The 22,854-nt window shown below is 64.2% G+C and carries 23 protein-coding genes and 1 riboswitch; of the genes, 13 read left to right on the forward strand and 10 right to left on the reverse strand.

Annotated features, from left to right (window positions below):
• Nucleotides 1-16: 16 nt before the first annotated feature.
• The gene (locus CH302_RS09525; protein ID WP_037194869.1) at nt 17-994 is read right to left on the reverse strand and encodes an NADPH:quinone oxidoreductase family protein; all 978 of its coding nucleotides are present in this window, start codon (nt 992-994) and stop codon (nt 17-19) included.
• Nucleotides 995-1,100: 106 nt separating this feature from the next.
• Between CH302_RS09525 and CH302_RS09530 the strand changes: the two genes are divergently transcribed.
• Nucleotides 1,101-1,784 (forward strand): dienelactone hydrolase family protein, encoded by a 684-nt coding sequence (locus tag CH302_RS09530; protein ID WP_094649929.1) that lies wholly within the window; start codon nt 1,101-1,103, stop codon nt 1,782-1,784.
• Entirely contained in the window at nt 1,771-2,679 is a 909-nt protein-coding gene (locus tag CH302_RS09535) for an amidohydrolase family protein (RefSeq protein WP_052048030.1), read from the forward strand. Before CH302_RS09530 ends, CH302_RS09535 begins: the two co-directional genes overlap by 14 nt.
• A 9-nt stretch (nt 2,680-2,688) precedes the next feature.
• On the opposite strand, the gene CH302_RS09540 is transcribed toward CH302_RS09535, so the two are convergent.
• Nucleotides 2,689-3,537 carry a patatin-like phospholipase family protein gene (locus CH302_RS09540; protein ID WP_037194873.1) on the reverse strand — a complete coding sequence of 283 codons (849 nt, stop codon included), beginning with the start codon at nt 3,535-3,537 and terminating at the stop codon, nt 2,689-2,691.
• A gap of 28 nt (nt 3,538-3,565) precedes the next feature.
• A complete protein-coding gene (locus CH302_RS09545) occupies nt 3,566-4,420 on the reverse strand; it encodes an alpha/beta hydrolase (RefSeq protein ID WP_037194874.1) in 855 nt (284 codons plus the stop codon).
• Between the two features lie 167 nt (nt 4,421-4,587).
• On the opposite strand from CH302_RS09545, the gene CH302_RS09550 reads away from it, so the two are divergent.
• From CH302_RS09550 to CH302_RS09560, 3 genes are all read left to right on the forward strand, one after another.
• Nucleotides 4,588-5,772, forward strand: a complete 1,185-nt coding sequence (locus CH302_RS09550) for an alkane 1-monooxygenase (RefSeq protein WP_052048031.1) — start codon at nt 4,588-4,590, stop codon at nt 5,770-5,772.
• A gap of 92 nt (nt 5,773-5,864) precedes the next feature.
• Entirely contained in the window at nt 5,865-6,185 is a 321-nt protein-coding gene (locus tag CH302_RS09555; protein WP_037194875.1) for a nucleotide pyrophosphohydrolase, read from the forward strand.
• 79 nt (nt 6,186-6,264) lie between these two features.
• Nucleotides 6,265-7,938, forward strand: coding sequence for a DUF2075 domain-containing protein (locus CH302_RS09560; protein ID WP_230596446.1), 1,674 nt, complete (start codon nt 6,265-6,267; stop codon nt 7,936-7,938).
• Between the two features lie 65 nt (nt 7,939-8,003).
• Here the strand turns inward: CH302_RS09560 and CH302_RS09565 are convergent, their stop codons facing one another.
• Nucleotides 8,004-9,203, reverse strand: a complete 1,200-nt coding sequence (locus CH302_RS09565; RefSeq protein ID WP_037194877.1) for an ATP-binding protein — start codon at nt 9,201-9,203, stop codon at nt 8,004-8,006.
• 228 nt (nt 9,204-9,431) lie between these two features.
• On the opposite strand from CH302_RS09565, the gene CH302_RS09570 reads away from it, so the two are divergent.
• Nucleotides 9,432-9,899, forward strand: coding sequence for an alpha-isopropylmalate synthase regulatory domain-containing protein (locus tag CH302_RS09570; protein ID WP_037195506.1), 468 nt, complete (start codon nt 9,432-9,434; stop codon nt 9,897-9,899).
• Nucleotides 9,900-10,039: 140 nt separating this feature from the next.
• On the opposite strand, the gene CH302_RS09575 is transcribed toward CH302_RS09570, so the two are convergent.
• Nucleotides 10,040-10,555: a hypothetical protein gene (locus tag CH302_RS09575; RefSeq protein WP_052048032.1), complete on the reverse strand. Its 516-nt coding sequence runs from the start codon at nt 10,553-10,555 to the stop codon at nt 10,040-10,042.
• Between the two features lie 115 nt (nt 10,556-10,670).
• Here CH302_RS09575 and CH302_RS09580 point away from each other — a divergent pair, with 115 nt between their 5' ends.
• The 3 genes from CH302_RS09580 (at nt 10,671) to CH302_RS09590 (ending at nt 13,582) form a co-directional block, all read left to right on the forward strand.
• Entirely contained in the window at nt 10,671-11,570 is a 900-nt protein-coding gene (locus tag CH302_RS09580) for a metal-dependent hydrolase (protein ID WP_037195510.1), read from the forward strand.
• 83 nt (nt 11,571-11,653) lie between these two features.
• Nucleotides 11,654-12,673: a PDR/VanB family oxidoreductase gene (locus CH302_RS09585; RefSeq protein WP_230596515.1), complete on the forward strand. Its 1,020-nt coding sequence runs from the start codon at nt 11,654-11,656 to the stop codon at nt 12,671-12,673.
• Nucleotides 12,674-12,685: 12 nt separating this feature from the next.
• The gene (locus tag CH302_RS09590) at nt 12,686-13,582 is read left to right on the forward strand and encodes an alpha/beta fold hydrolase (RefSeq protein ID WP_037194881.1); all 897 of its coding nucleotides are present in this window, start codon (nt 12,686-12,688) and stop codon (nt 13,580-13,582) included.
• A gap of 6 nt (nt 13,583-13,588) precedes the next feature.
• Here CH302_RS09590 and CH302_RS09595 read toward each other — a convergent pair whose 3' ends face one another.
• Both CH302_RS09595 and CH302_RS09600 read right to left on the reverse strand, forming a co-directional pair.
• Nucleotides 13,589-14,857, reverse strand: a complete 1,269-nt coding sequence (locus CH302_RS09595; protein WP_037194882.1) for an LLM class flavin-dependent oxidoreductase — start codon at nt 14,855-14,857, stop codon at nt 13,589-13,591.
• Between the two features lies 1 nt (nt 14,858).
• Nucleotides 14,859-15,620 carry a 3-oxoacyl-ACP reductase gene (locus tag CH302_RS09600; RefSeq protein ID WP_037194884.1) on the reverse strand — a complete coding sequence of 254 codons (762 nt, stop codon included), beginning with the start codon at nt 15,618-15,620 and terminating at the stop codon, nt 14,859-14,861.
• A 48-nt stretch (nt 15,621-15,668) separates the two neighbouring features.
• Nucleotides 15,669-15,761: riboswitch (TPP riboswitch) on the reverse strand.
• A 105-nt stretch (nt 15,762-15,866) separates the two neighbouring features.
• Here CH302_RS09600 and CH302_RS09605 point away from each other — a divergent pair.
• Entirely contained in the window at nt 15,867-16,178 is a 312-nt protein-coding gene (locus CH302_RS09605) for a hypothetical protein (protein WP_037194887.1), read from the forward strand.
• On the opposite strand, the gene CH302_RS09610 is transcribed toward CH302_RS09605, so the two are convergent.
• The 3 genes from CH302_RS09610 to CH302_RS09620 are packed head-to-tail and all read right to left on the reverse strand — an operon-like array spanning nt 16,171 to nt 19,367.
• On the reverse strand, nt 16,171-17,466 hold the full coding sequence (locus CH302_RS09610; RefSeq protein WP_037194888.1) for an alpha-amylase family protein: 1,296 nt from the start codon (nt 17,464-17,466) through the stop codon (nt 16,171-16,173). The genes CH302_RS09605 and CH302_RS09610 overlap by 8 nt on opposite strands.
• Entirely contained in the window at nt 17,466-18,644 is a 1,179-nt protein-coding gene (locus tag CH302_RS09615) for an alpha-hydroxy-acid oxidizing protein (RefSeq protein WP_037194890.1), read from the reverse strand. Before CH302_RS09615 ends, CH302_RS09610 begins: the two co-directional genes overlap by 1 nt.
• A gap of 9 nt (nt 18,645-18,653) precedes the next feature.
• Entirely contained in the window at nt 18,654-19,367 is a 714-nt protein-coding gene (locus CH302_RS09620; RefSeq protein WP_037194893.1) for a type 1 glutamine amidotransferase, read from the reverse strand.
• 48 nt (nt 19,368-19,415) lie between these two features.
• Between CH302_RS09620 and CH302_RS09625 the strand changes: the two genes are divergently transcribed.
• From CH302_RS09625 to CH302_RS09635, 3 genes are all read left to right on the forward strand, one after another.
• A complete protein-coding gene (locus CH302_RS09625) occupies nt 19,416-21,365 on the forward strand; it encodes a helicase-related protein (RefSeq protein WP_037194895.1) in 1,950 nt (649 codons plus the stop codon).
• 93 nt (nt 21,366-21,458) lie between these two features.
• A complete protein-coding gene (locus tag CH302_RS29995; protein ID WP_094608853.1) occupies nt 21,459-21,614 on the forward strand; it encodes a DUF6131 family protein in 156 nt (51 codons plus the stop codon).
• Between the two features lie 414 nt (nt 21,615-22,028).
• The gene (locus tag CH302_RS09635; RefSeq protein WP_052048086.1) at nt 22,029-22,793 is read left to right on the forward strand and encodes a GTP pyrophosphokinase; all 765 of its coding nucleotides are present in this window, start codon (nt 22,029-22,031) and stop codon (nt 22,791-22,793) included.
• Nucleotides 22,794-22,854: the final 61 nt, after the last annotated feature.

The raw sequence follows: 22,854 nt of genomic DNA on the forward strand, positions 1-22,854 counted from the left end.
GTCAACGGGTGCTGAGTCAGTGAGTGAAGTCGAGCACCACTTTGCCTGCCGCAGTGCGGTTTTCCAGAGATGCGATGGCGGCAGCCGCATCGGCGGCCGGGAACACCGACGGCTCCGGCGCACTGAGCGATCCGTCGGCGAGGAGCGGTTCGATCTCGGCCCACTGGGTGGCGAGGTAGCCCGGGCGCGTCATCCACCATGCACCCCAACCGACGCCGACGACATCGACGTTGTTGAGCAGCAATCGGTTGACCTTGACCGTCGGGATCTCGCCACCGGTGAAGCCCAGCACCAGGATTCGGCCCGACGGTGCAAGCGAGCGGATGCTGTCGGTGAACCGATCACCACCCACCGGATCGACGACGACGTCGACGCCACGGCCGCCGGTCAGTTCCTTGACCGCGTCCTTCCAACCGTCGACCAGCACCACGTCGGTGGCTCCGGCGGATCGCGCGATGTCGGCCTTGGCCTCCGTGCTCACGACGGCGATGACGCGAGATGCGCCGAGCACCGGAGCCATTCGCAGCGCGGAGGTTCCGATGCCCCCTGCTGCGCCGTGCACCAGAACCGTCTCGCCCGGCGCCAAACGGCCACGTTCCCGGAGCGCGAAGTGCACCGTCAGGTCGTTGAACAACAGCCCAGCGCCTGCGGAGAGGGACACCGACTCGGGCAGCGCGAACACCGTGTCCGGGGATACGACGGCGACCTCGGCCATACCGTCGCTCAGCCCCGTCAGTGCGGCTACTCGATCACCTGCGGAGAAGCCGGACTCCGGCGGTGCCGACCGAACGATGCCGGCGATCTCGCTGCCGGGTACGAACGGCAACTCGGGCTTGTACTGGTAGAGCCCGCGGGTGAGCAACGCGTCGGGAAAGGCGACGCCCGCAGCATGGACCTCGATGACCACCGACCCGTCACGCGGGGCGGGTTCGTCGATGTCCACCACACTCACCGAGTCGGGTCCGTCGAGGCTGGAGATCTGTACCGCGCGCATGAATGGTCCTCTCGGTCGGGATCGTTCCCTGCACGCCACCGTACAAAACAACAGAACTCACCGTGGCTACCGGCATGCGCGAACAGGGGTGTGCTCCAATCGACGGATGAACACTCCCCTCACCGTCGTCCGTCCCGACGGTGACGCCCGCGGCGGCGTCATCGTCATTCAGGAGGCCTTCGGGGTCACCGATCACATCGTCGACGTCTGCAACCGCCTCGCGGCCGCCGGTTGGGTCGCGGTCGCACCGCATCTGTTCCACCGGCAGGAGGGCGTGACCGTGTTGTCGTACTCGGACATGGACTCGGCGATGGCGGCAATCGGGCGGCTGCAGGCGGACGAGGTCGATTCCGACGTCGACGCGGCGGCGGGTGCGCTCGCCGAGCTCGGATTCGAGCCCTCGTCCATTGCCATCGTCGGTTTCTGCATGGGCGGCACCGTTGCGTTCCACATCGCTGTCCGACGGCAACTCGGTGCGGCAGCGACGTTCTACGGCGGCGGAATCACCCAGGGCCGCTTCGGTTACCCCGCGATGGCGTCGGTGGGTGACGCCCTCGCGACACCCTGGCACGGCTTCTTCGGAGACCTGGACGAGGGCATCCCCTTCCAGGAGGTGGAAACGCTGCGCGAGATCACCGCAACGTCCCCGGTCGAGACCGAGATCACCCGTTACGCCCACGGCAAGCACGGATTTCACTGCAATGACCGCCCCGCGGTGTTCGACGCCGATGCGGCGGCCGACGCCTGGGGCAAGACTCTCGAGTGGTTCGACGCCCATGTCGCACGCTGAGCCACCCCGTTCCGACGCCGAACTCGCGGAGGAGACGGAACGTATCGTCGCCTTCTGGACCGAGCTGTCGCTGCCCGGACTGTTCGACGTCCACACGCACTTCATGCCGAAGAACGTGATGGACAAGGTGTGGAATTACTTCGACAGCGCAGGGCCGCTGACTGGCAGCGTCTGGCCCATTTCGTATCGTTTCGCCGAAGACCGACGGCTGCAGGTCATTCGAGGATTCGGTGTACGGCATTTCACCTCGATGATCTACCCCCACAAGCCGTCGATGGCGGCGTGGCTCAACTCGTGGGGTGCCGACTTCGCGGCGCGCACCCCCGACTGCCTGCAGACCGCCACGTTCTACCCCGAGGACGGGGCCACCGAGTACGTCGAGCAGGCATTGACGAACGGTGCCCGAATCTTCAAGTCGCACATACAGGTCGGCAATTATGCGCCCAACGATCCCCTGCTCGACGGCGTCTGGGGCGCACTCTCGGACGCGCAGGTACCCGTGGTGATCCATTGCGGATCCGGGCCGGCACCCGGCACCCACACCGGACCGGAACCGATTGCCGCACTGCTGCAACGGTTCCCCCAGCTCCCGTTGATCATCGCGCACATGGGCATGCCCGAGTACGTCGACTTCCTCGACCTGGCCGATCGCTACGAGAACGTTCGACTGGACACCACGATGTCGTTCACCGACTTCTCGGAGGCGGGCGCACCATTTCCGAGACACGAGCTGCCACGACTGCTCGATCTGCAGAATCGCATTCTGTTCGGCAGCGACTACCCGAACATCCCGTACCCGTATCTGCACGCCCTGCAGGCAGTGCGCCGACTCGACCTGGGAGACGACTGGGTTCGCGCAGTGTGCTGGGAAAACGGGGCTGCACTGTTCGGCTAGAGCAGTTCTCTAGCCGACCCAGAACTCGGCAATACCCTCGGCGATGGCATTGCCCTGCGCACGTCCGGCCACGGCCGCGGCCGATCGGACGGCGATGTCGGTGGCGTCGGGTCCGATGGCAGCCGACGAATCGGCGTCGGGTGCAATCACTTCCACCTTCGAGCCACCCTTGACCAGCCGCTCTCGTTCGATGTCGAAGGGATCGTGCTCCAGGTCGAGTGCGCCCACTCTGAACACCAGCACCTTCTCGAAACCGACTGCCAGATCGGCGTTTTCGCTCGCGCGGATACCTCCGTCGACGTAACGATGATCGCCGATCGTCACCGGGGGCCACATTCCCGGGATGGCGCAGCTCGCGGCCACCGCGTCGACCAGTTGAACGCCCGAGCCACGATCGAGAACTCGATGCCGGCCCGTCAGCGCGTCGACGGTGACGATCCGCAGATCGCGGCTCGGCCACGAGTGCGACGGCAGCCGTCGTTCGATGATGGCCCTGCGCTCACGCTCGGTGATCGTCGAGGCCGCCAGTGCCTCGGCACCGATGCGCCTGCGAGTGTCGATGGCACTGCCGTCCGAGTTCTGAGCCGCTCGAGCCAACATCGAGACCAGTTCGTCGATGGTCGCCTCGGCATGCGGTTCGTGGTCCTGCTTCGCCTCGTCTGCCTGACGCTCGAACAGTTCGGCCAACGCGGTTCCGCTCGAGATCTGCGCTGCCACCGAGGAGCCTGCCGATGTTCCCAGCAGCATCTCGGCATCTGTGACGTCGGCTCCGGATTCTGCCAATCCCAGTAGGACACCCGTCTGCCACGCAATACCTGCGACTCCGCCGCCGCCCAATACGAGTGCTCGCCTGGTCATGGTCGTACTCCTTCTTCGAAAAGATCCGTCAGGAACTTACAGCGCCGGTGTGTACACGTGGACGCAGCCAGTCGATGAGATCGTCGAGTACGCGCTCCTTCTCCGGTTCGTTGAACACTTCGTGGAACAGCCCGTCGTACGTTTTCAGGGTCAGGTCGTCGGATCCGGCAAGTTCGGCGACGAGTTCGCTGCCCGAAACATCGGCCAATCCGTCTGCCGTCCCGTGCTGGAGCAGCACGGGAATCTTCAGCGACGGCAACCGCGCGGGGAAGGTCTCCCCGACGCCGAGCATCGCTGCGGCCAGGCCCGCAGGAACGGTGCCGTGGTAGCCCAGCGGATCGGCGACGTAGGCGTCGACTACGGTCTTGTCGCGCGAGACGAGCTTGGGGTCGAGTTTCAGTACGGGCACTGCCGGTAGGAATCGTCCGAGGACCTTGCCGACCGCCACCAGGGCTTTCGGCTGTCCCACGCTGGGAGCCACCGCGGGCCCGGACAGCATCAGACCGTCGAGGTCGCACTGATGGTCCAGTGCGTACGACAGTGCGATAGCACCGCCCATGCTGTGGCCGAGCAGGAAGGTGCGCTGATCGGGATGCTCAGCAGCTGCGATGCCGAACAGCGTGTGCAGGTCGTCGGTGAAGTCGGACCATTTCTCCAGCGACACCCGTTTGCCCCCGGATCGCCCGTGTCCGCGGTGGTCGGGCGCGTAGACGACGAGACCGAGCGAGCCCAGCCTTTCGACGACGTGCCGGTACCGGCCTGCGTGCTCGGCCAGGCCGTGGGCCAGCACCACGATCCCGGTCGACGTGGTTTCGGGGGTCCAGACGTCGTAGACGATTCGGGTTCCGTGGACTCCGACGAACGACGACTCGACATGCTTCATTCGGTCACCGTACAAGGGCAGCGGGTCGTGCGACGGCCCATCGGACAACCTACAAATATTTGCTTGGGTAACTATCCTGGTGGGACGGGCGATGTAGTTGTGACACCCCACTACCGATTGTCCTCGTGCATCGGGACACGGCACCGACCAGGAGTGAAGAATCCAGAATGCGTGATGAGTCCGCCACTAGAACGTCGCCGCGGTGGCGCGACCCGAAGCGCTACCTGTGGCCGCTGGGGTTGATCATTCCCCTGAGCCCGTTCCTGGCCTGGGGTCTGGTGTCGCTCCTCGGCCCCGGCGCGTTCTGGACCCTCGGCCTGATGATCATGGGCGTCGCACTGCCACTGGTGGACAAGTTCGCCGGAGTGGACCGCAGCAATCCCCCGGACGAGGCGATCGCCGCACTGGAGAAGGATCCGTACTACCGCTGGTGCGTGTACCTGTTCCTGCCGCTGCAGTACGCGGGCCTCGTCGCCGCCTGTTATCTGTGGGCGCACGGGCCGTTGGGCGTTCCCGAGCGAATCGGCCTGGCCATCACGGTGGGCATCGTCGGCGGCGTCGGCATCAATGCCGCCCACGAACTGGGGCACAAGCGCGAGCTCCGCGAGCGTTGGCTCTCGAAGGTGACGCTGGCGCAGACGCTCTACGGCCACTTCTACGTCGAGCACAACCACGGCCACCACCTCCGCGTTGCCACCCCGGACGATCCGGCATCGGCGAAGTTCGGCGAGTCGTTCTGGAAGTTTCTGCCGCGCACGATCGTCCACGGGTTGCACTCGGCCTGGGACCTCGAGTCCCGACGCCTCGCTCGGCAGGGCATGTCGAGGTGGACCCACAAGAATCACCTGTTCAATGCCGGTGCCATGAGCGTATTGCTGTTCGGCGTCCTGATCGCCGTCTTCGGCACGGTGATCGTGCCGTATCTGTTGATTCAGGCCGCGATCGCCATCGTCCTGTACGAGGCGGCCAACTACCTCGAGCACTACGGATTGCTGCGACAGAAGCGCCCCAGCGGTCGATACGGAAAGCCGACCCACCGGGACAGCTGGAACAGCGATCACCTCTGGAGCAACCTGTTCCTCTATCACCTGCAACGTCACAGCGATCATCACGCGAATCCGGTGCGCCGCTACCAGGCTCTGCGCACCGTCGACGAGTCCCCACAGCTACCGGCCGGTTATGCGGTGATGATCTTCTGCGCGCTGGTACCGCCACTGTGGCGCAAGGTGATGGATCAGCGACTGATCGACTTCTACGACGGTGACCCGGAGCTCGTCAACGTCGACCGTTCCGACCCCAAGGCAGTTCGGAAACTCGAGCGACTGTGCGTCGAGCGAGCCGAGGCACACTAGGCGACAGTCACACCGCTGCAGGCTCGTCGGTCTGTGCGCGTAGGTAGCGGCTCCGACGACGTTTCGTCAGCAGCCGGTGCTAACGTGAAGCCATGGTTGAGGCTACTACGCGTGAGCAGATCGCGGCATTCGTCGCGGAGCGAAACTGGTCCCAATTTCACAGCCCCGAAAACCTCGCGAAAAGTATCTCGATCGAGGCCGGCGAGTTACTCGAGTGCTTCCAATGGACCTCCAACGCCAACGATGCTGACGTCCGCGACGAGCTCGCAGATGTATTGACGTATTGCCTCCTGCTAGCCGACAAACTCGGACTCGATCCAGATCGGATCGTCCAGAACAAGCTCGCGTTGACTCGTGAAAAGTATCCGATAGAGAAGTCTTTCGGCCGCAGCGAGAAGTATGACACTCTTTGAGATCGAGCACCTGGAGTTCTCGTCTTCCGCTGTAGCGAAATGGGCGCCACTCAGTTCGCGCAACAGAAACTGGCCAGTCGTGTACGTTCTCGACGGTGCTCCGTTACCAGGTCGCGGTGAAGTTCTTCGCAATGTCTATGTGGGCGAGACCATCAACGCTGCGAATCGCATGAAGCAACACTTGGAGAGCTCCGACAAGCGGCACCTCAGCGAAATCCGCGTAATCTTGAATGACCGGTTCAATAAGTCTGCCTGTTTGGATCTTGAGTCGTACCTCATTCGCTTGTTGGCTGGCGATGGAACCTTTCGTGTTCTCAACCGAAACGACGGCATTGTCGAATCAGACTATTTTGAGCGCGCCTCGTACCGCGAGAGCTTTCAGGATGTTTTTGACTCCCTACGCGCGGACGGCATGTTCACGCGGTCGGTTGAAGAGATCGAGAACAGCGACCTCTTCAAGCTGTCTCCATTCAAGGCGCTCAGCCAGGATCAGGCTGTAGCCGTCGAGGGAATCGTCGAGGGTTTGCTCCAGGATTTCGAATTCGAAACCCCAAGCACGAGCGTTGTTCAGGGTTCCCCCGGAACCGGCAAGACCGTAATCGCCATCTACCTGCTGAAGCTGTTGATGGACATAGCAAGTTCGAATCAGGACGACACAGTCGAAAGTAACTCTATATTTGCCGAATTTTTCGTCGATGGCTATCGCGAACTCCTGAAAGACAAACGCATCGGCCTGGTCGTCCCGCAGCAATCGCTGCGCACCTCCATCCAACGAGTTTTCAGGAAGACTCCGGGCCTCAGGCCCGACATGGTGCTCACGCCCTTCGAAGTCGGCGAGTCCGCGGAAACCTACGATCTGCTCATAGTCGACGAAGCGCACCGACTGAACCAGCGTGCCAACCAACCATCTGGCTCTCAGAACAAGCGGTTCGCCGAGATCACATCGAAAATCTTCGGATCCGATGACCTTTCAAAAACACAACTCGATTGGATAGAAGAAAAGAGCCATCACCAGCTTCTCCTCCTCGATGGTGCGCAACGCGTCCGCCCGGCCGACCTCACTGCGGAGCGGCTGCGCAGCGTGGTGCGACGGGCGGCGAGCAACGAGCGCCACTACCCCTTGACTACACAGATGCGAATTCGAGCGGAAGAGAATTACGTCTCATATGTCCGCCGCGTCGTCGGTGCAGAAATAGTCGCCCAGCCGCTACGTCGAGAGACCTTCCGAGACTACGATTTTCGCCTTTTCGACAACGTAGCCGACATGCGCGATGAGATCTTCCGCCGAGACGCCGACGTCGGCCTTGCCCGACTCCTTGCCGGCTACGCGTGGCAATGGAAGTCCAAGAAGGACAAACAAGCATGGGATATTGAAATCGAGGGGGAACAGTTTCGTTGGAACGGAACTGCGGTTGATTGGATTGCATCGCCAGAGTCGTTGGACGAGGTCGGCTCGATCCACACCGTGCAAGGGTACGACCTCAACTACGCCGGAGTCATCATCGGTGCCGATTTACGTTACGAGGCAGGCCGTGGCCTGTTCATCGATCGCGCTTCCTACTTCGACTCGAAAGGCAAGGAGAACAATGCAATTCTTGGAATCAGGTACAGCGATGACGATCTCAAGCAGTTCATTGTCAATATTTACGGCGTGCTGCTGACACGAGGGATGCTGGGTACATACGTTTACGCGGTCGACGCTGGCTTACGTGAATACCTGCGGCAGTACATCCCATCCCAGCAGTCAATCTGAGAAATGACCTTGCAAGGCCATTTCCCACCTCTTAGTTGTTTGCTGGCTCGGCATTCATCATTGACTCACCCAGCAGGTTCGTCGGTCTGTGCCCGCAGGTAGCGACCGAAGTGCGGCACCGTGAACGCGATGGTGCCCCGCTCGGCCGAATAGATCAGGCCCTTCTTGATCAGTCCGTCCCTGGCGGGAGACAGTGACGCCGGCTTGCGCTTCAGTTCGGTCGCCACGGCAGAGGTCGGCACCGAGCCGTCGTCCACCGACAGTTCGGCCATCGCACGCATGTATTCGCGCTCGGCAGGCGTCGCACGCTCGTAGCGAGAACCGAAGAATCCGACGGCCAGTTCCTCTTCCGCCGTCGGAGCGGCGACACGCACGTCCTCGACGGTGATCGGGGTGTCGGCCGCGAGATCCCATGTCGCCTTGCCGTAGGCCTGCACGAAGTACGGGTAGCCGTCGGCGGCCGCATACAGCGCGTCGAGCGCGTCGGGGGTGAATTCGACGTCCTCGCGATCGGCCGGGGCGATCAGGGCCAGGTCGGCCGCGGCTCGTTCGAGTCGGCCGATCCGGTGGTAGCTGAAGAGGCGCTCGGAGTAGCTCTTGGACGCCGACAGCACCGCAGGCAGGTGCGGCAGCCCCGCCCCGAGGATGATCAGCGGCGCGGTGTCCTGACTGAGCTCGTGGCAGGCGGCGCACAGTGCGGAGATGTCCGCGGCACCCAGGTCCTGCATCTCGTCGATGAAGATGGCGATGCCCACGCCCACGTCGCCGGCCAGCGCGGAGGCGTCGAGCAGCAGTTCCACGAGGTCGATCTCGATGTCGCCGGAGTCGGCGCGGCCGGTCTTCGCCGGGACGTCGATGCCGGGCTGCCACCGCTCCCGCATGCCCTTGTCGGCCGTGGAGCGCAGGGCGAAGGCCTTGAGCACACCGAGGAATTCGTCGACGCGTTCGGGATCGCGATGCGAGGCCGCGATGCCGCGGACCGCCATGTGCAGCGCCGACGACAGCGGTCGACGCAGTTCCTGGTCCGGCCGAGCCTCGATCTTGCCGGTGCCCCATCCGCGGGCGATGGCCGCGGATCGGAGTTGGTTGAGCAATACCGTCTTCCCGACGCCTCGCAGCCCGGTGAGTACGACACTGCGCTCCGGTCTGCCGCGGGTGATGCGTTCGAGCACGACGTCGAAGGCGTCGAGCTGCTTCTTTCGGCCTGCGAGCTCGGGTGGGCGCTGGCCGGCGCCGGGAGCGTAGGGGTTACGCACGGGGTCCATGGGGCCAAAGTTACAACGAATCGTGCGATATATGCGGACATCTAGTTCGTGTCCTAGAGATCGGAATTCACTCGATACTTGCGCGCGGCTGCGGCGAAGGGCTACTTTCTGGGGTGTGAAGCGAATTCTCGTAGTACGCCGCCGTAGCGGGGTCTGATTCGGACCGACCCCTCGCTGCGGGTCGTCGTGCTCTATCGGTCCTCCCTTCACATTCGGAAGACCACCCTCATGAATTCACTTGCTTCCACCTTTGCCACCGATCCGTTCCATGCCCGCTTCGGCTGTGCCCTTCCACGCACGATGCGCGACGAGATCACCTGGCAACACATGTCGTGGGCACACTTCGCCGACCGCTTCTCGCCCACCACCGGACCGCTTCGACTGGGGTCATGGACTGCCGACAGCGCAACTGGCGGTCGGACTGCTTTCGACGCGACCTTCGGCGTCGGCGACACGATCATCGCTTGTGCGGCAACGACTTACGGGCCGATCGAGGCTTTGACGTCGATGCTCCACGACGCCGGATTCCGCATCGAGATCCTCTCGTTCCACCAGCAGATCATCGGCGACGAGACCGCCACCTTCGTCCTGGCCGAGCACGACGGTCGCCGCGAATGGTCGATGGGCATGGATGCCGACGCCCACCTGTCGTCGATCAGGGCCATCCTCGCCGGGGCGAACATCCTGCATCGGTAGCCAAAACTCCGAGTTCGCAGTTGTGCGGCAATAAAGACCCTCGTTGTCCGCACAACTGCGAACTCGACGCGCACAATCTCCTGCATGGGTAGCGCTTTCTTCGCCCGTCCAGCACGTGCGCAAGACAGGTACAGATCTCGCTAGGGCATTTCGATCGTCTCGGCGCGGCGCACTTCGGCCAGTGCGTACCGCAGATAGGTCTCGGCGCGGCCGCGGCGCACCGCAAGTAGGTCCGCGACCACCAGCAACGCATGCGCCGGACGCGGCCTCATGCGCGACTGCTCTTCGACGTCGGAAACCCCCAGGGCCCCGGTGAGCACCTCGACGAACCCGGCGATGTCCAGATTCGGCAGCCAGTCCGCGGCGCGCACGGTTCGGCCCAGCACCTCCTGGACGTTCTCGCCGGTCAATCCATCGCTGTATACCTCTTCGAGCAACGTGCGTACCATTTCGGCATGCACTCGACCGGCCTGTGCCGAGTCCGAGCGGCCCAGAAGTTCGACGGCGTCGTCGAACGCGATCGGAGCCCGCGCCGCCACAGCGGCGAGGGCATCGTTCGTGGCATCGGCGATCCGTCGCACCTCGGCGGGCCATTCGGCAGGCCAGGTGATGGGGACGGTGCTCGGGGGAACAGCCGCTGGGGAGGGGTCGGTCATCACAGCAGTCTCTCACTCGACGCCGACACGGTTCCTTTTACCTGTAACTGGTGTTTATACTAAAGCGCGCACTGTGGCATCGGCCACACATGCGGATGTGGAGGAGGTGGGCTCGATGACCGAACGGAACACCGTCGCGTCGGATCCCGGCGAAGTGATGCTGCAGGCCAGGAACGTGAAGTTCGACTGGACCGACCTGCCGATGCACTGGGTGCCGGGCGATCCGTACACCACGCACGTACTCAATGTGCTGCACCTGATCCTTCCGGCCGGCGAGCACTGGTTCGTCGACACCTTCAAGGAAGCTCTGCCGTACATCGACGACGAGAAGCTGCGCGACGACGTCATCGGTTTCATCGGGCAGGAAGCCGTTCACGCCGAGGCGCACACCGGCGTGCTCGTGCACCTCCAGACCAAGGGCCTGGACCCGACACCGTTCACCGATCAGATGGAGTGGGCCTTCGGCAAGGTCCTCGGATCCGACTCGGTGACGAGCCTGCGCTCGAAGAACAACCTGGTCGAGCGACTGGCTCTGATCGCCGCCATCGAACACGTGACGGCGTTTCTCGGCGACTGGGTGCTCAACGCCGACGGTCTCGATCGCGCGGGCATTCACCCCACCATGCTCGATCTGCTGCGCTGGCACGGTGCCGAAGAAGTCGAGCACCGTTCGGTCGCGTACGACACGTTGCGGTACTTCGACAAGCGCGAGGTCCGTCGCCTGCGCACCTTCGTGGTGGTCGTGCCGTTGATGGCCTACATCTGGATGCGCGGGATCATCTTCCTCATGAAGAACGATCCGGAGCTGCAGTCTGCACCCAAGTCCGTGCGCAAGCCTCGGTCGGCTCTGTGGCGGAAGTCGGTCAAACGCGGCACCCTTCCCGCGCTGACGCACGTCGGCCGCAGCATGTCGCGCTACCTCAAGAAGTCGTACCACCCCAGCCAGGAAGGCTCCACCGCACAGGCAGTCCGGTACCTCGCGTCCTCGCCTGCCGCGCAGGCTGCGGCACGGTGAAGCTCAACGCACGACGCGTCCCGCGGCTGCTTCCCAAGGATGCACCGCCCGACCTGCGCGGACGAGCACGTCCCGACCGCTCGATGCAGCTGCTCGGTACGTTCCTCAACGGGTACATGCAGGCGGCTGCCGGTGCGGAGTACAACGATGCCGTCGCAGGACACAATCCCGATTCCGCACTGAAGTTGGTCGTCACCGAACGCAAGATCGTCGCCGAGGACAACGATGTCGCCGCTCTCACCCTCGCGTCGCCGATGGGGGAGCAGCTGCCGATCTGGCATCCGGGCTGTCACCTCGATCTACACCTGCCCTCGGGCCGCCGCCGGCAGTACTCACTGTGCGGCAATCCGTCCGACCGCAGCTCGTACCGCATCGCCGTGCGCCGAATCCCGACCGGCGCAGGCGGATCCATCGAGATGCACGGGCTGCAGCCGGGCACCGAGGTCACCGTCCGCGGACCGCGCAACGGGTTTCCCTTCGTCGGCGAGGGCAGCGCCCTGTTCATCGCGGGCGGAATCGGTATCACCCCCATCATTGCAATGGTCCGTGCGGCACGGATTCTCGGTATGGACTGGCAGTTCGTGTACTGCGGTCGCTCCCGCGACACGATGCCCTTCCTCGAGGAAATCGAGAGCTGGGAATCGGACCGCGTGTTCGTCCGCACCGACGACGTGTACGGCTACCCGACCGAGGGCGAACTGCTCGAGCGCGCCCCGGCAGGCGGTGCCGTCTATTGCTGCGGCCCCACCCCCATGCTCGACGCCGTCCGCCGCGACTTCCGCCAGTGTCCCGCCACCGCACTGCATTTCGAGCGTTTCGGGCCGCCGCCGATTCTCGACGGCACGCCGTTCGAGGTGCAACTGATCAGCACGGGTGCCGTGCTCGACGTCGCCGCCGACGCCTCCGTGCTGACGGCGGTCAAGCAGCAGAAGCCCAACATCGCGTACTCGTGCCAGCAGGGCTTCTGTGGCACCTGCAAGGTTCGCGTGCTCTCGGGCGAACCCGAGCACCTCGAAACACGGTTGACGCCGGAGGAGCAACGCGATCACATGCTCATCTGCGTCTCCCGCGCACGCAGCGCACGCCTCGTACTCGATCTATAGAACGGAAAACTGTTGAGCAGCAATGCGGTTCGTACGACGGTCGTCAACGAGGGAATCCGACTGGCGGTGTTCGAGAGCGGCAACCCCGAGGGTGACCCGATCGTCCTCGTCCACGGGTGGCCCGATACCCACGAGCTGTGGAGCCACATCGTGCCCCAGCTCGAGGACCGCTTCCGGGTGATCAGTTACGACTCCCGCGGTGCAGGCGAAAGCTCGGTTCCCGCCGAGCAGTCGGCGTACAAGTTGGCGCGTCTGGCCTCGGATTTCTACGCTGTCGCCGACGCCGTCAGCCCCGACGCCCCGGTTCACGTGCTCGCCCACGACTGGGGTGCCGTGGAGGTCTGGGAAGCCGCGGCTCAACCGCAGGCGAAGGACCGAATCCGCTCGTACACATCGCTTTCGGGACCCAACCTCGATCACCTCGGTAAGTGGTCGCAGTCGCGGCTTCGCAAACCCACGCTCACCGGTATCAAGCAGGTGCTCGCCCAGGTCCGCGCGTCGTGGTACACCGTCACCTTCCATATCCCCGGTCTGTCCACGCTGCGGATCAAGCGGCAGTTCGCCAAGGGCTGGCCTGCGTTCCTCCAGGAGTTCTCGGGAGTCGACCCGAAGCTCGTCACTCAGAACCCCACGCTGTGGTCGGATGCCACCAACGGCACCAAACTGTACCGCGCGAACATCATTCCGCTCCTGGGCAATCCACGCGAGCGGTACATCGACATCCCGGTGCACCTCATCGTCAACACCGAGGACGTCGCAGTGCGTCCGTATCACTACGACGACACCGGCAAGTGGGTGAAAGACTTGACACGCAACGATATTCCGGCCGGACACTGGTCGCCGATCTCCCATGCCGACGACATCGCTCGATTGACGAGGGAGTTCATCGACTCGTTGGACCGACGCTAGACCCGATCACCCCGCCAGGTGCCCGCGTAGCGTCGACTCGGTGTACTCGGCGCGAAAGACACCGCGCCGCTGCAGGATCGGAACCACCTGGTCCACGAAGTCCTCCAATGAGTCCGGGTAACGCGGACACATCAGGTTGAATCCGTCGGCACCGCGGCCGATCCACGACTGCATCTCGTCTGCGATGGACTCCGGTGTGCCGATCATCGTGGCGTGCCCGCCGCCGGCCGCCAGGGTGCCGAGCAACTCCCGCACGGTGGGGGCGTCCTTCTCGACGATGCGCAGAATCGTCTCGTAGCGGCCCTGCGGTCCGCTGAACTCTTCTGCCGGCGGTAGCGTGGGTACCAGTTCATCGAGTTCCCATGCAGCGCAGTCCTGTCCGGTGAACGTCGACAGCATCGCCAGCGACTGCTCGGTAGGCAGCAGCTCATCGAGTTCGGCCTTCTTGCGTCGGGCCTCATCCATCGTCGACCCGATGTACGTCACCAGACCCGGCATGATTCCCACTGCCGCGCTGTCGCGGCCCGCATGGCAGATTCGCGTCTTCACGTCCTCGTAATAGCTCTGCGCGGCAACAAGATCGTAGGCGACGGCATAGATTGCCTCGGCGTACGCGGCAGCGAGATCACGACCCGGCCCCGACGCCCCGGCCTGGAAGAGCACCGGCCTCCCCTGCGGTGAACGAGGCACCGTCAGCGGGCCGTCGACCCGAAAGTGCTTGCCGTCGTGGTCGATGGCATGCACCTTGGCCGGGTCCGCATAGGCTCCGGCGCGATCGAGCGTCAACGCGTCGGCGTCCCACGAATCCCACAGCGCCAGTGCAGTATCGACGAACTCCTCGGCGCGGGCATAGCGCTCCTCGCGAGCCGGGATGACATCCATCCCGTGGTTGCGTGCCTCGGCGTCGAACATGGAGGTGACGACATTCCAGCCGGCTCGGCCGCCGCTGATGTGATCGAGCGACGCCAGCATGCGCGCGGCATGGAACGGGGTGTAGAACGTGGACGACACCGTGGTGACGAGACCGATATGCGTGGTGGCCCTGGCCATGGCCGACAGCGCGGTGATCGGCTCGAGGAACCAGGTTCCGGCTCCGGCGGGGTCGCGCACCGAATGTCCGTCGGCGAAGAACACCGCGTCGAACTTTCCCCGTTCGGCGAGCTGGGCGAGTTCCTCGTAGTACGAGATATCGCCCAGGTCCTCCACTCGCGAATCGGGATGCCGCCACGCCGCACTGTGGTGGCCACAACCGTAGAGAAAAGCGTTGAGGTGCATGTCAGTCCTTGACCAGGCCGCCGTCGACGACGAGATTCTGGCCGGTCACCGACCGCGCCCACGGCGAAGCGAAGAACAGCAGTGCGTCGGCGAATTCCTCGGGGGTGGTGACGCGCTGCAACGGGGTCGAGGCGGCGATGAAGTCGAATACCTCGGCCGGGGTCGCGGAGCTGGCGTCGGTGGTGCGCAGCAGTCCACCCGAGACCATGTTGACGGTGATGTTGTCTGCGCCCAGGTCCGCGGACAGAGTGCGGGTCAGCGAGAGCAGCGCCGCCTTGGAGGCCGTGTAGTCGTGGTACGGCACCACTGGATTCTGGAACAAGTTGGTGCCCACGTTGATGATTCGGCCGAAGCCCGCCTCGCGCATACCCGGCAGCGCGGCCTGGGTGGTGAGCAACGCCGCGCGGACGCTGCCACGCAACTGGGCGTCGAAGCGCTCCCAGGTGATGGTGTCGGCCTTGGGCCGCGCATCTCCGTCGAACGAGAAATCGGCCAGCGCGTTGTTGACGACGGTGGTGATCGGGGTGCCGAAGTGTTCACGCGCAGTGCCGAACAGCGCGGCGACGGCCGACTCGTCGGTGACGTCACCCTGTACTGCGATCACGTTCTCGCCGAGCCGGTCTGCCAGCGCCTCGGCAGCATCTTTGCTGTTGCGGTAATCGATCACCACACGTGCACCCTGACCGGCGAACGCCGCGGCGATCGATGCCCCAAGTCCGCGTCCACCGCCGGTGATCAACACTGTCTGCTCGTCGAATTTCATGCGCCTCGCCTCTCGTTCGAGGTCGGGACCGTCACGAGGGGACAGGAATACCGAACGTCACGACATTCCCTTCGCTGGTCCTAACCAGATCAGGTTCGACGGGTGTGTTCTCAGCCCCTGGGGGCACCCCGTGTCGCGCTCGACTGTACCCACAGGCCTCGATATGGCGCTGCATTGCCGTCGATACGGCTCTCTAGCTCAGTCGATAGATATCCGAATACGACGATGACAAGTTACTGTGCCGCCATGGCCGAACGCGTCTACCTGGAGTATCGCCTCGACGAGAACGTCATCTTCGTTCTCGACCACCGCACCGTCGAGGTGTTCGACGCCGCAGTGAGGATCGCATCGGCCGGGCGCTGTCGCTGGCACGTCGATCATCTGGGTGTGGACGCGAAGCCGACCCGGGACGGCACCAAGATCGTCCTCGGTCTGCGAGCATCCGACGGCAGCATCGGCTACGCGGGCGACCGAATGAAGTTCACCGTCACCGACGAGCAGCTGCCGCACCTGCTGGCGTTCTTCGACCGCGCCAAGGCGGCCAGAGCACTCAGCTGACGATCGCCCAGCCGTGCGCGGGCACCGTGATCCTGCCGCCGTCCAGATGTGCCTCGCCGGCGATCACGTCGCTACCCTCGACCGCGTAGTCGATGGTGTCGTCACCGAGATTCAGTGCCACGGTGATGGATTCGTCGTCGGCAGACGCTCGGAAGACGAGTGCGGTGTTCGTCAGTTCGAGCGTTTCGGTGCGCGCGGAGTACAACCACGGGTTTCGACGCCGTACACCGATCAGCTCCTGATGAATACGGAAGACCGGCCAGCCGTACGGGGCGAGATCGTCGGACGTGTCGGGGTACTCCGGACGCACCTCGTCGTCGCCGCCGACTCGATCCTCCTTGATACCGCGGAAGGCCTGCTCGTCGCCGTAGTAGACCATGGGCATACCGCCCACGGTGAACAGAACCACCAACGCATGCACCAGATGTCGCTCGTCCTCGATGACGCTGGCGATGCGATTGACGTCGTGATTTCCGACGAACGTGGCGGGCACGAAGGCGTCGAGCCACCCGTTGTGACGCTCCAGAGCATGGGAGAGCTCGAAGAAGTTCTTCTCGCTCAGACCGCTCCAGATCGCCTTCCACAGCTCGTACTGGGTGACCGAGTCCAGTGTGGACGCCGAGACGATCCTGTCGTAGTCGCCGTGAATGACCTCACCGAGAAAGTAAGCGTCCGAATGCTTCTCGCGGACCTTCGGCAGTACCGCGGCCCAGAAGCGCGGCGGTACCGCGTAGGCAGCGTCGAGCCGCCAGGCGTCGACACCACGGCCGAGCCAGTGCGAGAGCACATCCACGACGTACTGCTGCACATGCGGGCTCTCGTGATTGAGTGCCACCAGTTCGTCGTGGCCCTCGAAGTTGCGATGCGTCGGCTCTTCACCGGACCAGTCGAGGTGGAACCACTGCGCGGCCTCGGAGTCCGGGCCCTCGGCCAGAGCCTGTCGGAACTTCGGAAAGCTCTGCGCCACATGGTTGAAGACGCCGTCGAACATGACCTTCAGGCCGCGCGAATGCGCAGCGGCGATCAGCGAGTCGATGTCCTCGTCGGTGCCGAGCCTGCCGTCGACATGGTAGTAGTCGACGGTGTCGTAGCCGTGCTTCTCGGACTCGAAGATCGGACCGAGGGCGATGCCCGACGCACCGAGCTCGAGTGCGTAGTCGAGCCACTTCTCGATTCTGTTCAGCCGGTGCAGATCCGACTGGGATTCGCCGTCCCAGCCGTGCACCGGCGCTCCGGTGAAGCCGAGCGGGTACAGGTGCCACCAGATGGCGTGCTTCGTCCACTCCATCAGGACTCCATGATCGAGTCGAGGCCCAGTTCGCCCGCACCGGTGTGACCCGAGAGGCTCGTCACCAGATCGAATTCGGCGAGCAGGCAACGTAATACGTGTGCAACGCCCTCTTGCCCGCCGAGTGCCAGGCCGTAGAGGAACGGTCGGCCGAGCAGAACCGCATCGGCCCCGAGCGCCAGCGCTTTGGCCATGTCGGCACCGGTGCGCACACCGGAGTCGAACAGGATCGTCAATTCGTCGCCCACAGCCTCGACGATGGACGGCAACGCGTCGAGTGATGCTCTGGCCCCGTCGATCTGACGACCGCCGTGATTGGAGACGACGATGCCGTCGACTCCGTGTGCGGCCGCCTCCCTGGCGTCGCCCACGGTGCAGATTCCCTTGAGCACGATCGGGCCGCTCCAGTGCTCCCGTAGGAACGCCAGGTTCTTCCACGAGAGACCGGGGTTGGGGAACATCTGCGCCCAATGCATGGCCGCTGCAACAGGATTCTCCTCGACCGGCTGCCCCAGGCCGGCCTGGAACGCCGGATCGGTCAGGTAGTTCTCGATGCCGAGGTTGGCCAGGAAGGGAAGGTAGCCGCGGTCGAGATCGGCGGGCCGCCAGCCCAGCAAGGTCGTGTCGAGCGTCAGCACCAGTGTGGTGAACCCGGTGTCCTTCGCGCGCTGCAGGAAGCTCAGTAGGACCGATTCGTCCGTCGGCCAGTACAACTGATACCAGCGGGGCGCGTCGCCGCCCGCCTCGGCGATCTGCTCGAACGAGTGCGAGGCCTGCGTCGAATGGATGTACGGCACACCGAGTTCCGCGGCTGCACGGACGGTGGCGAGCTCTCCGTCGGGGTGCGCGAGAGTCTGAATACCCACCGGAGCGATCAGCAGCGGTGCAGGCATGTCGGTGCCGAGCACGGTGCACGCGTGGTCGCGGGCAGCCGAGCTGCGCAGCATCCGCGGCGTGATGGCCCATCTGTCGAAAGCCGCACGGTTCGCACGGGCCGTCGAGCCACTGCCCGCGCTGGCGACGATGTAGCCGAGAGCCTCGGGTGAGAGCTTCTCGGCAGCCTGGTCCTCCAGCCTCGCCAGGTTGGTGGTGATCGACGGTGTCTGCTGGGCGAACATCCCGGCGGCGTAGATGCCGAGTTGGTGATCGCTGAAGTTGCTGGGCCTGGCCTCGGTCATCGTTCGACCCTACCGGGGCACCGCCGAGGATCGGGCGAGAAATGCGTCGAGCAGAGCCGAGCAACGCACCCGAGCGGCAGGTTCGGCGTCGGCGATGGCCCGGCGAATCTCGTGCACGTCCACACCGTGTTCGACGCCGTCGCGGTCCCAGGCAGCAGCCCACGCGTCGTAGGTGTCGAGGTCGATCTCGGGGTGGAACTGCAGTCCGAGGTGAGGTCCGAGGACGAAGGCCTGTTGCGCGGCCTCGTTGCGGGCGATCACCGTGGCCTGCGGAGGAGCGGTGAAGGTATCGCCGTGGAACTCCATCCACGGTCCGGGGGCGATGAGCTCGGGGTCGGACGTCTCGACGTCGACGAATCCGTACTCGGGACGCTCGGACCTGCGAACGGTGCCGCCGAGTACCCGAGCGAGCAACTGCCCACCGAAGCAGACACCCAGGATCGGGACCTGCGCGTCGACCGCGTCCTGAACGTAGGCGATCTCCGGCGCGAGCCAGGTCAGCGTGTCGTCGTACGCGGCGTCGGGCGAGCCCATGACGAGCAGCAGCTTCGCGTCGGACAGCGGCGGCGGCGCGAGGTCGGGGCTGTGGTCGAACGAGTGCACGTCCAACTGGAAACCCCTGGTGCGCAATTCGGCGTCGAGGGTGCCGATGTCGCGTCGCGCGAGAGCCGGGTCCTGATCGTGGACGAGTACTACGGCGCGCGGGTCGTTCGTGTATGTCACAGGGCTCCTTTACGGTGTTCGTGCACACCGTACGACAGACTGGATCCGATGCCACCTCGTAGACGCACAGCCAGATCCACCACTGCCCGCACCGTCAAGGCCGGGCAGAGCAGCGCTGCCCGAAAGTTCGCGGCCGCCAAGAACGGTGAGCCTGCAACGACGAAAGCTGCCCCGAAGAAGGCCGCACCACGCAAGCGGGCAGCGCCGCGCAAGACGTCGCCTCGTAAGACTGCTGCCCCTGATCTGCGGGTTCCCGATCCCGGTGAGCGCGTCTGGGTGCTGGACGTGCCGTTCGAGGATCGGTCGGCGGCGGGCGCGGCCGGGGCGCGCTGGTATCCCGGGCCTCGGGTGTTCGCGTACTACGGCACCGAACTGCCGGAGTATCTGCAGCCGTACGAGTCGATGCCGTACAGCCTGCAGCGGTGGCTCGAGGACGATGCCAACGAGAACTGGCGTGACGAGGTGGTGCGCGAGCGCGCGATGCAGCCGCGTGAGACTCAACTCGAATCCGTTCGACGCCATCTCGCCGCGCTCGAGGCCGGGTTCCCCTACTTCGCGCAGATGGATTCGACGGGTCTGGGCAAGACGTTGGCGGTGTGCGAGGCCGTCCGGCAGATGTCGGCGGCCGAGATCGGCACGGTGCTGGTGGTGGCCCCCAAGGGTGCGTTGCCGGGGTGGCGTCGCACCATTGCAGACAGCGAGGCGGACATCGAGCCGTCCGAGCGCAAGCGTTGGCTGTTGATCACCTACCAGTCGACGAAGAAGCTGCTGTCGGTTCCTCCCGAGACCGACCTGGGCAAACGCAAACGGACACAGAACAAGCGGACCATCTCGCTCGGCGAGCTTCGATTCGACATCGATGTGGTGATCGCCGACGAATCGCATGCGCTGATGAACATCGAATCGCAGCAGTCGCAGATCCTCTGGCGATATCAGGAGGCGGCGCGCTCGGTGGTGTGGATGTCCGCCACGCCCGGTTATCAGCCCCTGCACTTCGCGTACATGGCTCGTGCGGTCGAGCGCAGCCGCGGGGTCGAGATCCTCGGTGACGAGGAGTATCTCGGCTACGCGGTGACGATGAAGTGGGCCGAGTTCCTCATCGAATCCGGGTTCGCCGTCAAGGCAGGCAAGGCGACGACGGGGCTGACGACGTGGCGGTGGGAGCCCGAGGACTCTGCCCGACGCGCCCGCGATATCGCGTCCGTGCACGGCTGGTTGTCGGGAGGTGCTGTGCCGTGGTCGATTTCGCGTCCCTCGCCGCCGACTCCCCGCGAGCCGCTCGGGCAGGAACTCACCGCCGCGCAGAAGCGCCTGTACAACTCGGCATGGGTGGACTATCGCAAGGAAGTCGGGCTACCGATCTGGAAGGCCGTCGGCGGTAAGCGAGTACTGCAGAAGAACCCGAGCACCCGTGCCGCGACCCTGCGATTCCGCCAGAAGTGTTCGTACTTGCGCATTCCCGCGTCGGCCGATCAGGTACGGACGTGGGTCAAGGCCGGCAATCAGGTGTTCGTCTCGATGTTCTACCGCGAGTCCGTCGCGGCGCTGGCGCAGACACTGCGCGACGAGGGCCTCGACGTCGCAGTCGTCGACGGCAGTATGAGCAGCCCCGATCAGGAGGCGTCGATCAGACGGTTCCAGACCGGCGACGCGTCGGTCATCGTCTCGACAACCACCAGTGCGATCAACCTGCACACCAACGAGTTACTGCTCCCGGAGGGCACGGTCTCCACCCTCGCACCACGCGTGACGCTGATCCACGATCCTCGGTGGACACCCATAGACATCCGGCAGATCGAGGGTCGGGCGAACCGAATAGACAAGGACCACAACCACACGACGTCGACCTGTTACTACGGTTACGCCGAGGGCACGGTGGAAGAAGAGATGGTGCTCACCGGCATCGAACGCATCGCGGATCTCGGGTCGATCGTGGGGCAGGCAGATCTGATCGACCCCGAGGCATTCCTCGCAGCGAAAGTGGATGCCGGTAAATAGCGACAAATGTGACCATTCCTCCATCTCGGTGGCGTAGCTTCGGTCCCATCGGCATTCGCCGGTAACGGGCTCACAGTGGCACCAGGAGTAGTCATGATCGTTCTCGGAATCATCCTCGCCCTCATCGGCTATTTCGCCGGCATTTCGATCTTGACGACTGTCGGCATCATTCTGGTGGTCGTCGGCGCGGTTCTGACGGTGCTCGGTTCGATGGGGCGCGCAGTCGGTGGCCGCAAGACGTGGTTCTGACATACGAGCTAGAACATACGTTCGATTCCTGCTAGTGTGAACGCGCCCCCGGAGTTGGCGATGCGGCCAGCGGAGCCACTTCGGGCGGTCCATATCGGATGCGGCGGATTCGTCGAAAGTGGGCGCGCGCGATGGCACTCGAACCCGAGCCCGCGGCCGGCTCTCTGTACCGCGTCGGGGATCGGTGGGCCGAGAGAGCACCGACGCGATGTGGCAACGGTCATCGGCTCGTCGCCGGTTCGGTTCTCGTCGGGTCACGAGCCTGTTCGTGCGAGCTGGGGCATCACCGCACGCATCAGTGCCAGTCCTGTGGCGTCGTGAGATTCACACCGGAGCTGGGCCCGTCGTGCAGTGATGCGAGCTTCGACTCCCGCGCCGCGCGCGCTCGGCCTGCCGTCGTGGACAATCGGAGTCATGAGCGAGGTCATGAAGAACGGTGAGACTGCGGTCGACCTGGGTCGACTGAGACAAGATTTCACGCGATTCATGATGAGCTACAAGTTCGGGATCGACGAGTTGATCACGAAGATCAACATCTTGAAGCAGGAATTCACCCATATTCACCGGTACAGCCCCATCGAGCACGTCTCGTCGAGGTTGAAGACCCCGGAAAGTATTTTCGACAAGGCGCAACGGAAGAAGTGCGCCCTCACTCTCGATGCGATTCGCGAGAACATTTTCGACGTCGCCGGAGTGCGCATCACCTGCAGCTTCATTTCCGACACCTACCGCATCGCGGACATGCTCAGTAGCCAGACCGACATTCGGGTCGTCGAGGTCAAGGACTACATCGCGAACCCGAAACCCAACGGCTACAAGAGCTTGCACCTGCTGGTGGAGATCCCGGTGTTCATGTCCGACCGCGTCCAGCCGGTGCTCGTCGAACTGCAGATCAGAACCATCGCGATGGATTTCTGGGCGAGCCTCGAGCACAAGATCTTCTACAAGTACCGCGGGCAGATCCCGGACACTCTGCTGGCGGAGCTGACCGAGGCAGCCGAGAGCGCCAACAAGCTCGACGAGAAGATGGAAAGCCTGCACGACGAGGTGGTCGAGCTGGGCGGCGAGGCGGAGAACTCCATCGCTCTCGGCGCTCTGCCTCCCATGGCCTTGCCTCCCGAGCTACTGCACATGCTTCTCACTGCACAGGCCGAGGCGATCGACCCAGACCGGGCTTGAAAGTCACCCACAACGAAGAACCCCGCTGCTCGACGGTGAGCAGCGGGGTTCCTTTCTCGTG

The organism is Rhodococcus sp. 15-2388-1-1a (assembly GCF_002259145.1).
Lineage (GTDB): Bacteria > Actinomycetota > Actinomycetes > Mycobacteriales > Mycobacteriaceae > Rhodococcoides.

Excerpts from the sequence above, each read along its gene's own strand:
- CH302_RS09555 (WP_037194875.1), top strand. The coding sequence starts at position 5,865 with ATGGTTGAGGCTACTACGCGTGAGCAGATCGCGGCATTCGTCGCGGAG.
- CH302_RS09635 (WP_052048086.1), top strand. The coding sequence starts at position 22,029 with ATGAGCGAGGTCATGAAGAACGGTGAGACTGCGGTCGACCTGGGTCGA.
- CH302_RS09600 (WP_037194884.1), bottom strand. The coding sequence starts at position 15,620 with ATGAAATTCGACGAGCAGACAGTGTTGATCACCGGCGGTGGACGCGGA.
- CH302_RS09585 (WP_230596515.1), top strand. The coding sequence starts at position 11,654 with ATGCAGCTGCTCGGTACGTTCCTCAACGGGTACATGCAGGCGGCTGCC.
- CH302_RS09580 (WP_037195510.1), top strand. The coding sequence starts at position 10,671 with ATGACCGAACGGAACACCGTCGCGTCGGATCCCGGCGAAGTGATGCTG.
- CH302_RS09525 (WP_037194869.1), bottom strand. The coding sequence starts at position 994 with ATGCGCGCGGTACAGATCTCCAGCCTCGACGGACCCGACTCGGTGAGT.
- CH302_RS09575 (WP_052048032.1), bottom strand. The coding sequence starts at position 10,555 with ATGACCGACCCCTCCCCAGCGGCTGTTCCCCCGAGCACCGTCCCCATC.
- CH302_RS09530 (WP_094649929.1), top strand. The coding sequence starts at position 1,101 with ATGAACACTCCCCTCACCGTCGTCCGTCCCGACGGTGACGCCCGCGGC.
- CH302_RS09535 (WP_052048030.1), top strand. The coding sequence starts at position 1,771 with ATGTCGCACGCTGAGCCACCCCGTTCCGACGCCGAACTCGCGGAGGAG.
- CH302_RS09540 (WP_037194873.1), bottom strand. The coding sequence starts at position 3,537 with ATGACCAGGCGAGCACTCGTATTGGGCGGCGGCGGAGTCGCAGGTATT.
- CH302_RS09565 (WP_037194877.1), bottom strand. The coding sequence starts at position 9,203 with ATGGACCCCGTGCGTAACCCCTACGCTCCCGGCGCCGGCCAGCGCCCA.
- CH302_RS09550 (WP_052048031.1), top strand. The coding sequence starts at position 4,588 with ATGCGTGATGAGTCCGCCACTAGAACGTCGCCGCGGTGGCGCGACCCG.
- CH302_RS29995 (WP_094608853.1), top strand. The coding sequence starts at position 21,459 with ATGATCGTTCTCGGAATCATCCTCGCCCTCATCGGCTATTTCGCCGGC.
- CH302_RS09625 (WP_037194895.1), top strand. The coding sequence starts at position 19,416 with ATGCCACCTCGTAGACGCACAGCCAGATCCACCACTGCCCGCACCGTC.
- CH302_RS09595 (WP_037194882.1), bottom strand. The coding sequence starts at position 14,857 with ATGCACCTCAACGCTTTTCTCTACGGTTGTGGCCACCACAGTGCGGCG.
- CH302_RS09610 (WP_037194888.1), bottom strand. The coding sequence starts at position 17,466 with ATGGAGTGGACGAAGCACGCCATCTGGTGGCACCTGTACCCGCTCGGC.
- CH302_RS09605 (WP_037194887.1), top strand. The coding sequence starts at position 15,867 with ATGGCCGAACGCGTCTACCTGGAGTATCGCCTCGACGAGAACGTCATC.
- CH302_RS09545 (WP_037194874.1), bottom strand. The coding sequence starts at position 4,420 with ATGAAGCATGTCGAGTCGTCGTTCGTCGGAGTCCACGGAACCCGAATC.
- CH302_RS09570 (WP_037195506.1), top strand. The coding sequence starts at position 9,432 with ATGAATTCACTTGCTTCCACCTTTGCCACCGATCCGTTCCATGCCCGC.
- CH302_RS09615 (WP_037194890.1), bottom strand. The coding sequence starts at position 18,644 with ATGACCGAGGCCAGGCCCAGCAACTTCAGCGATCACCAACTCGGCATC.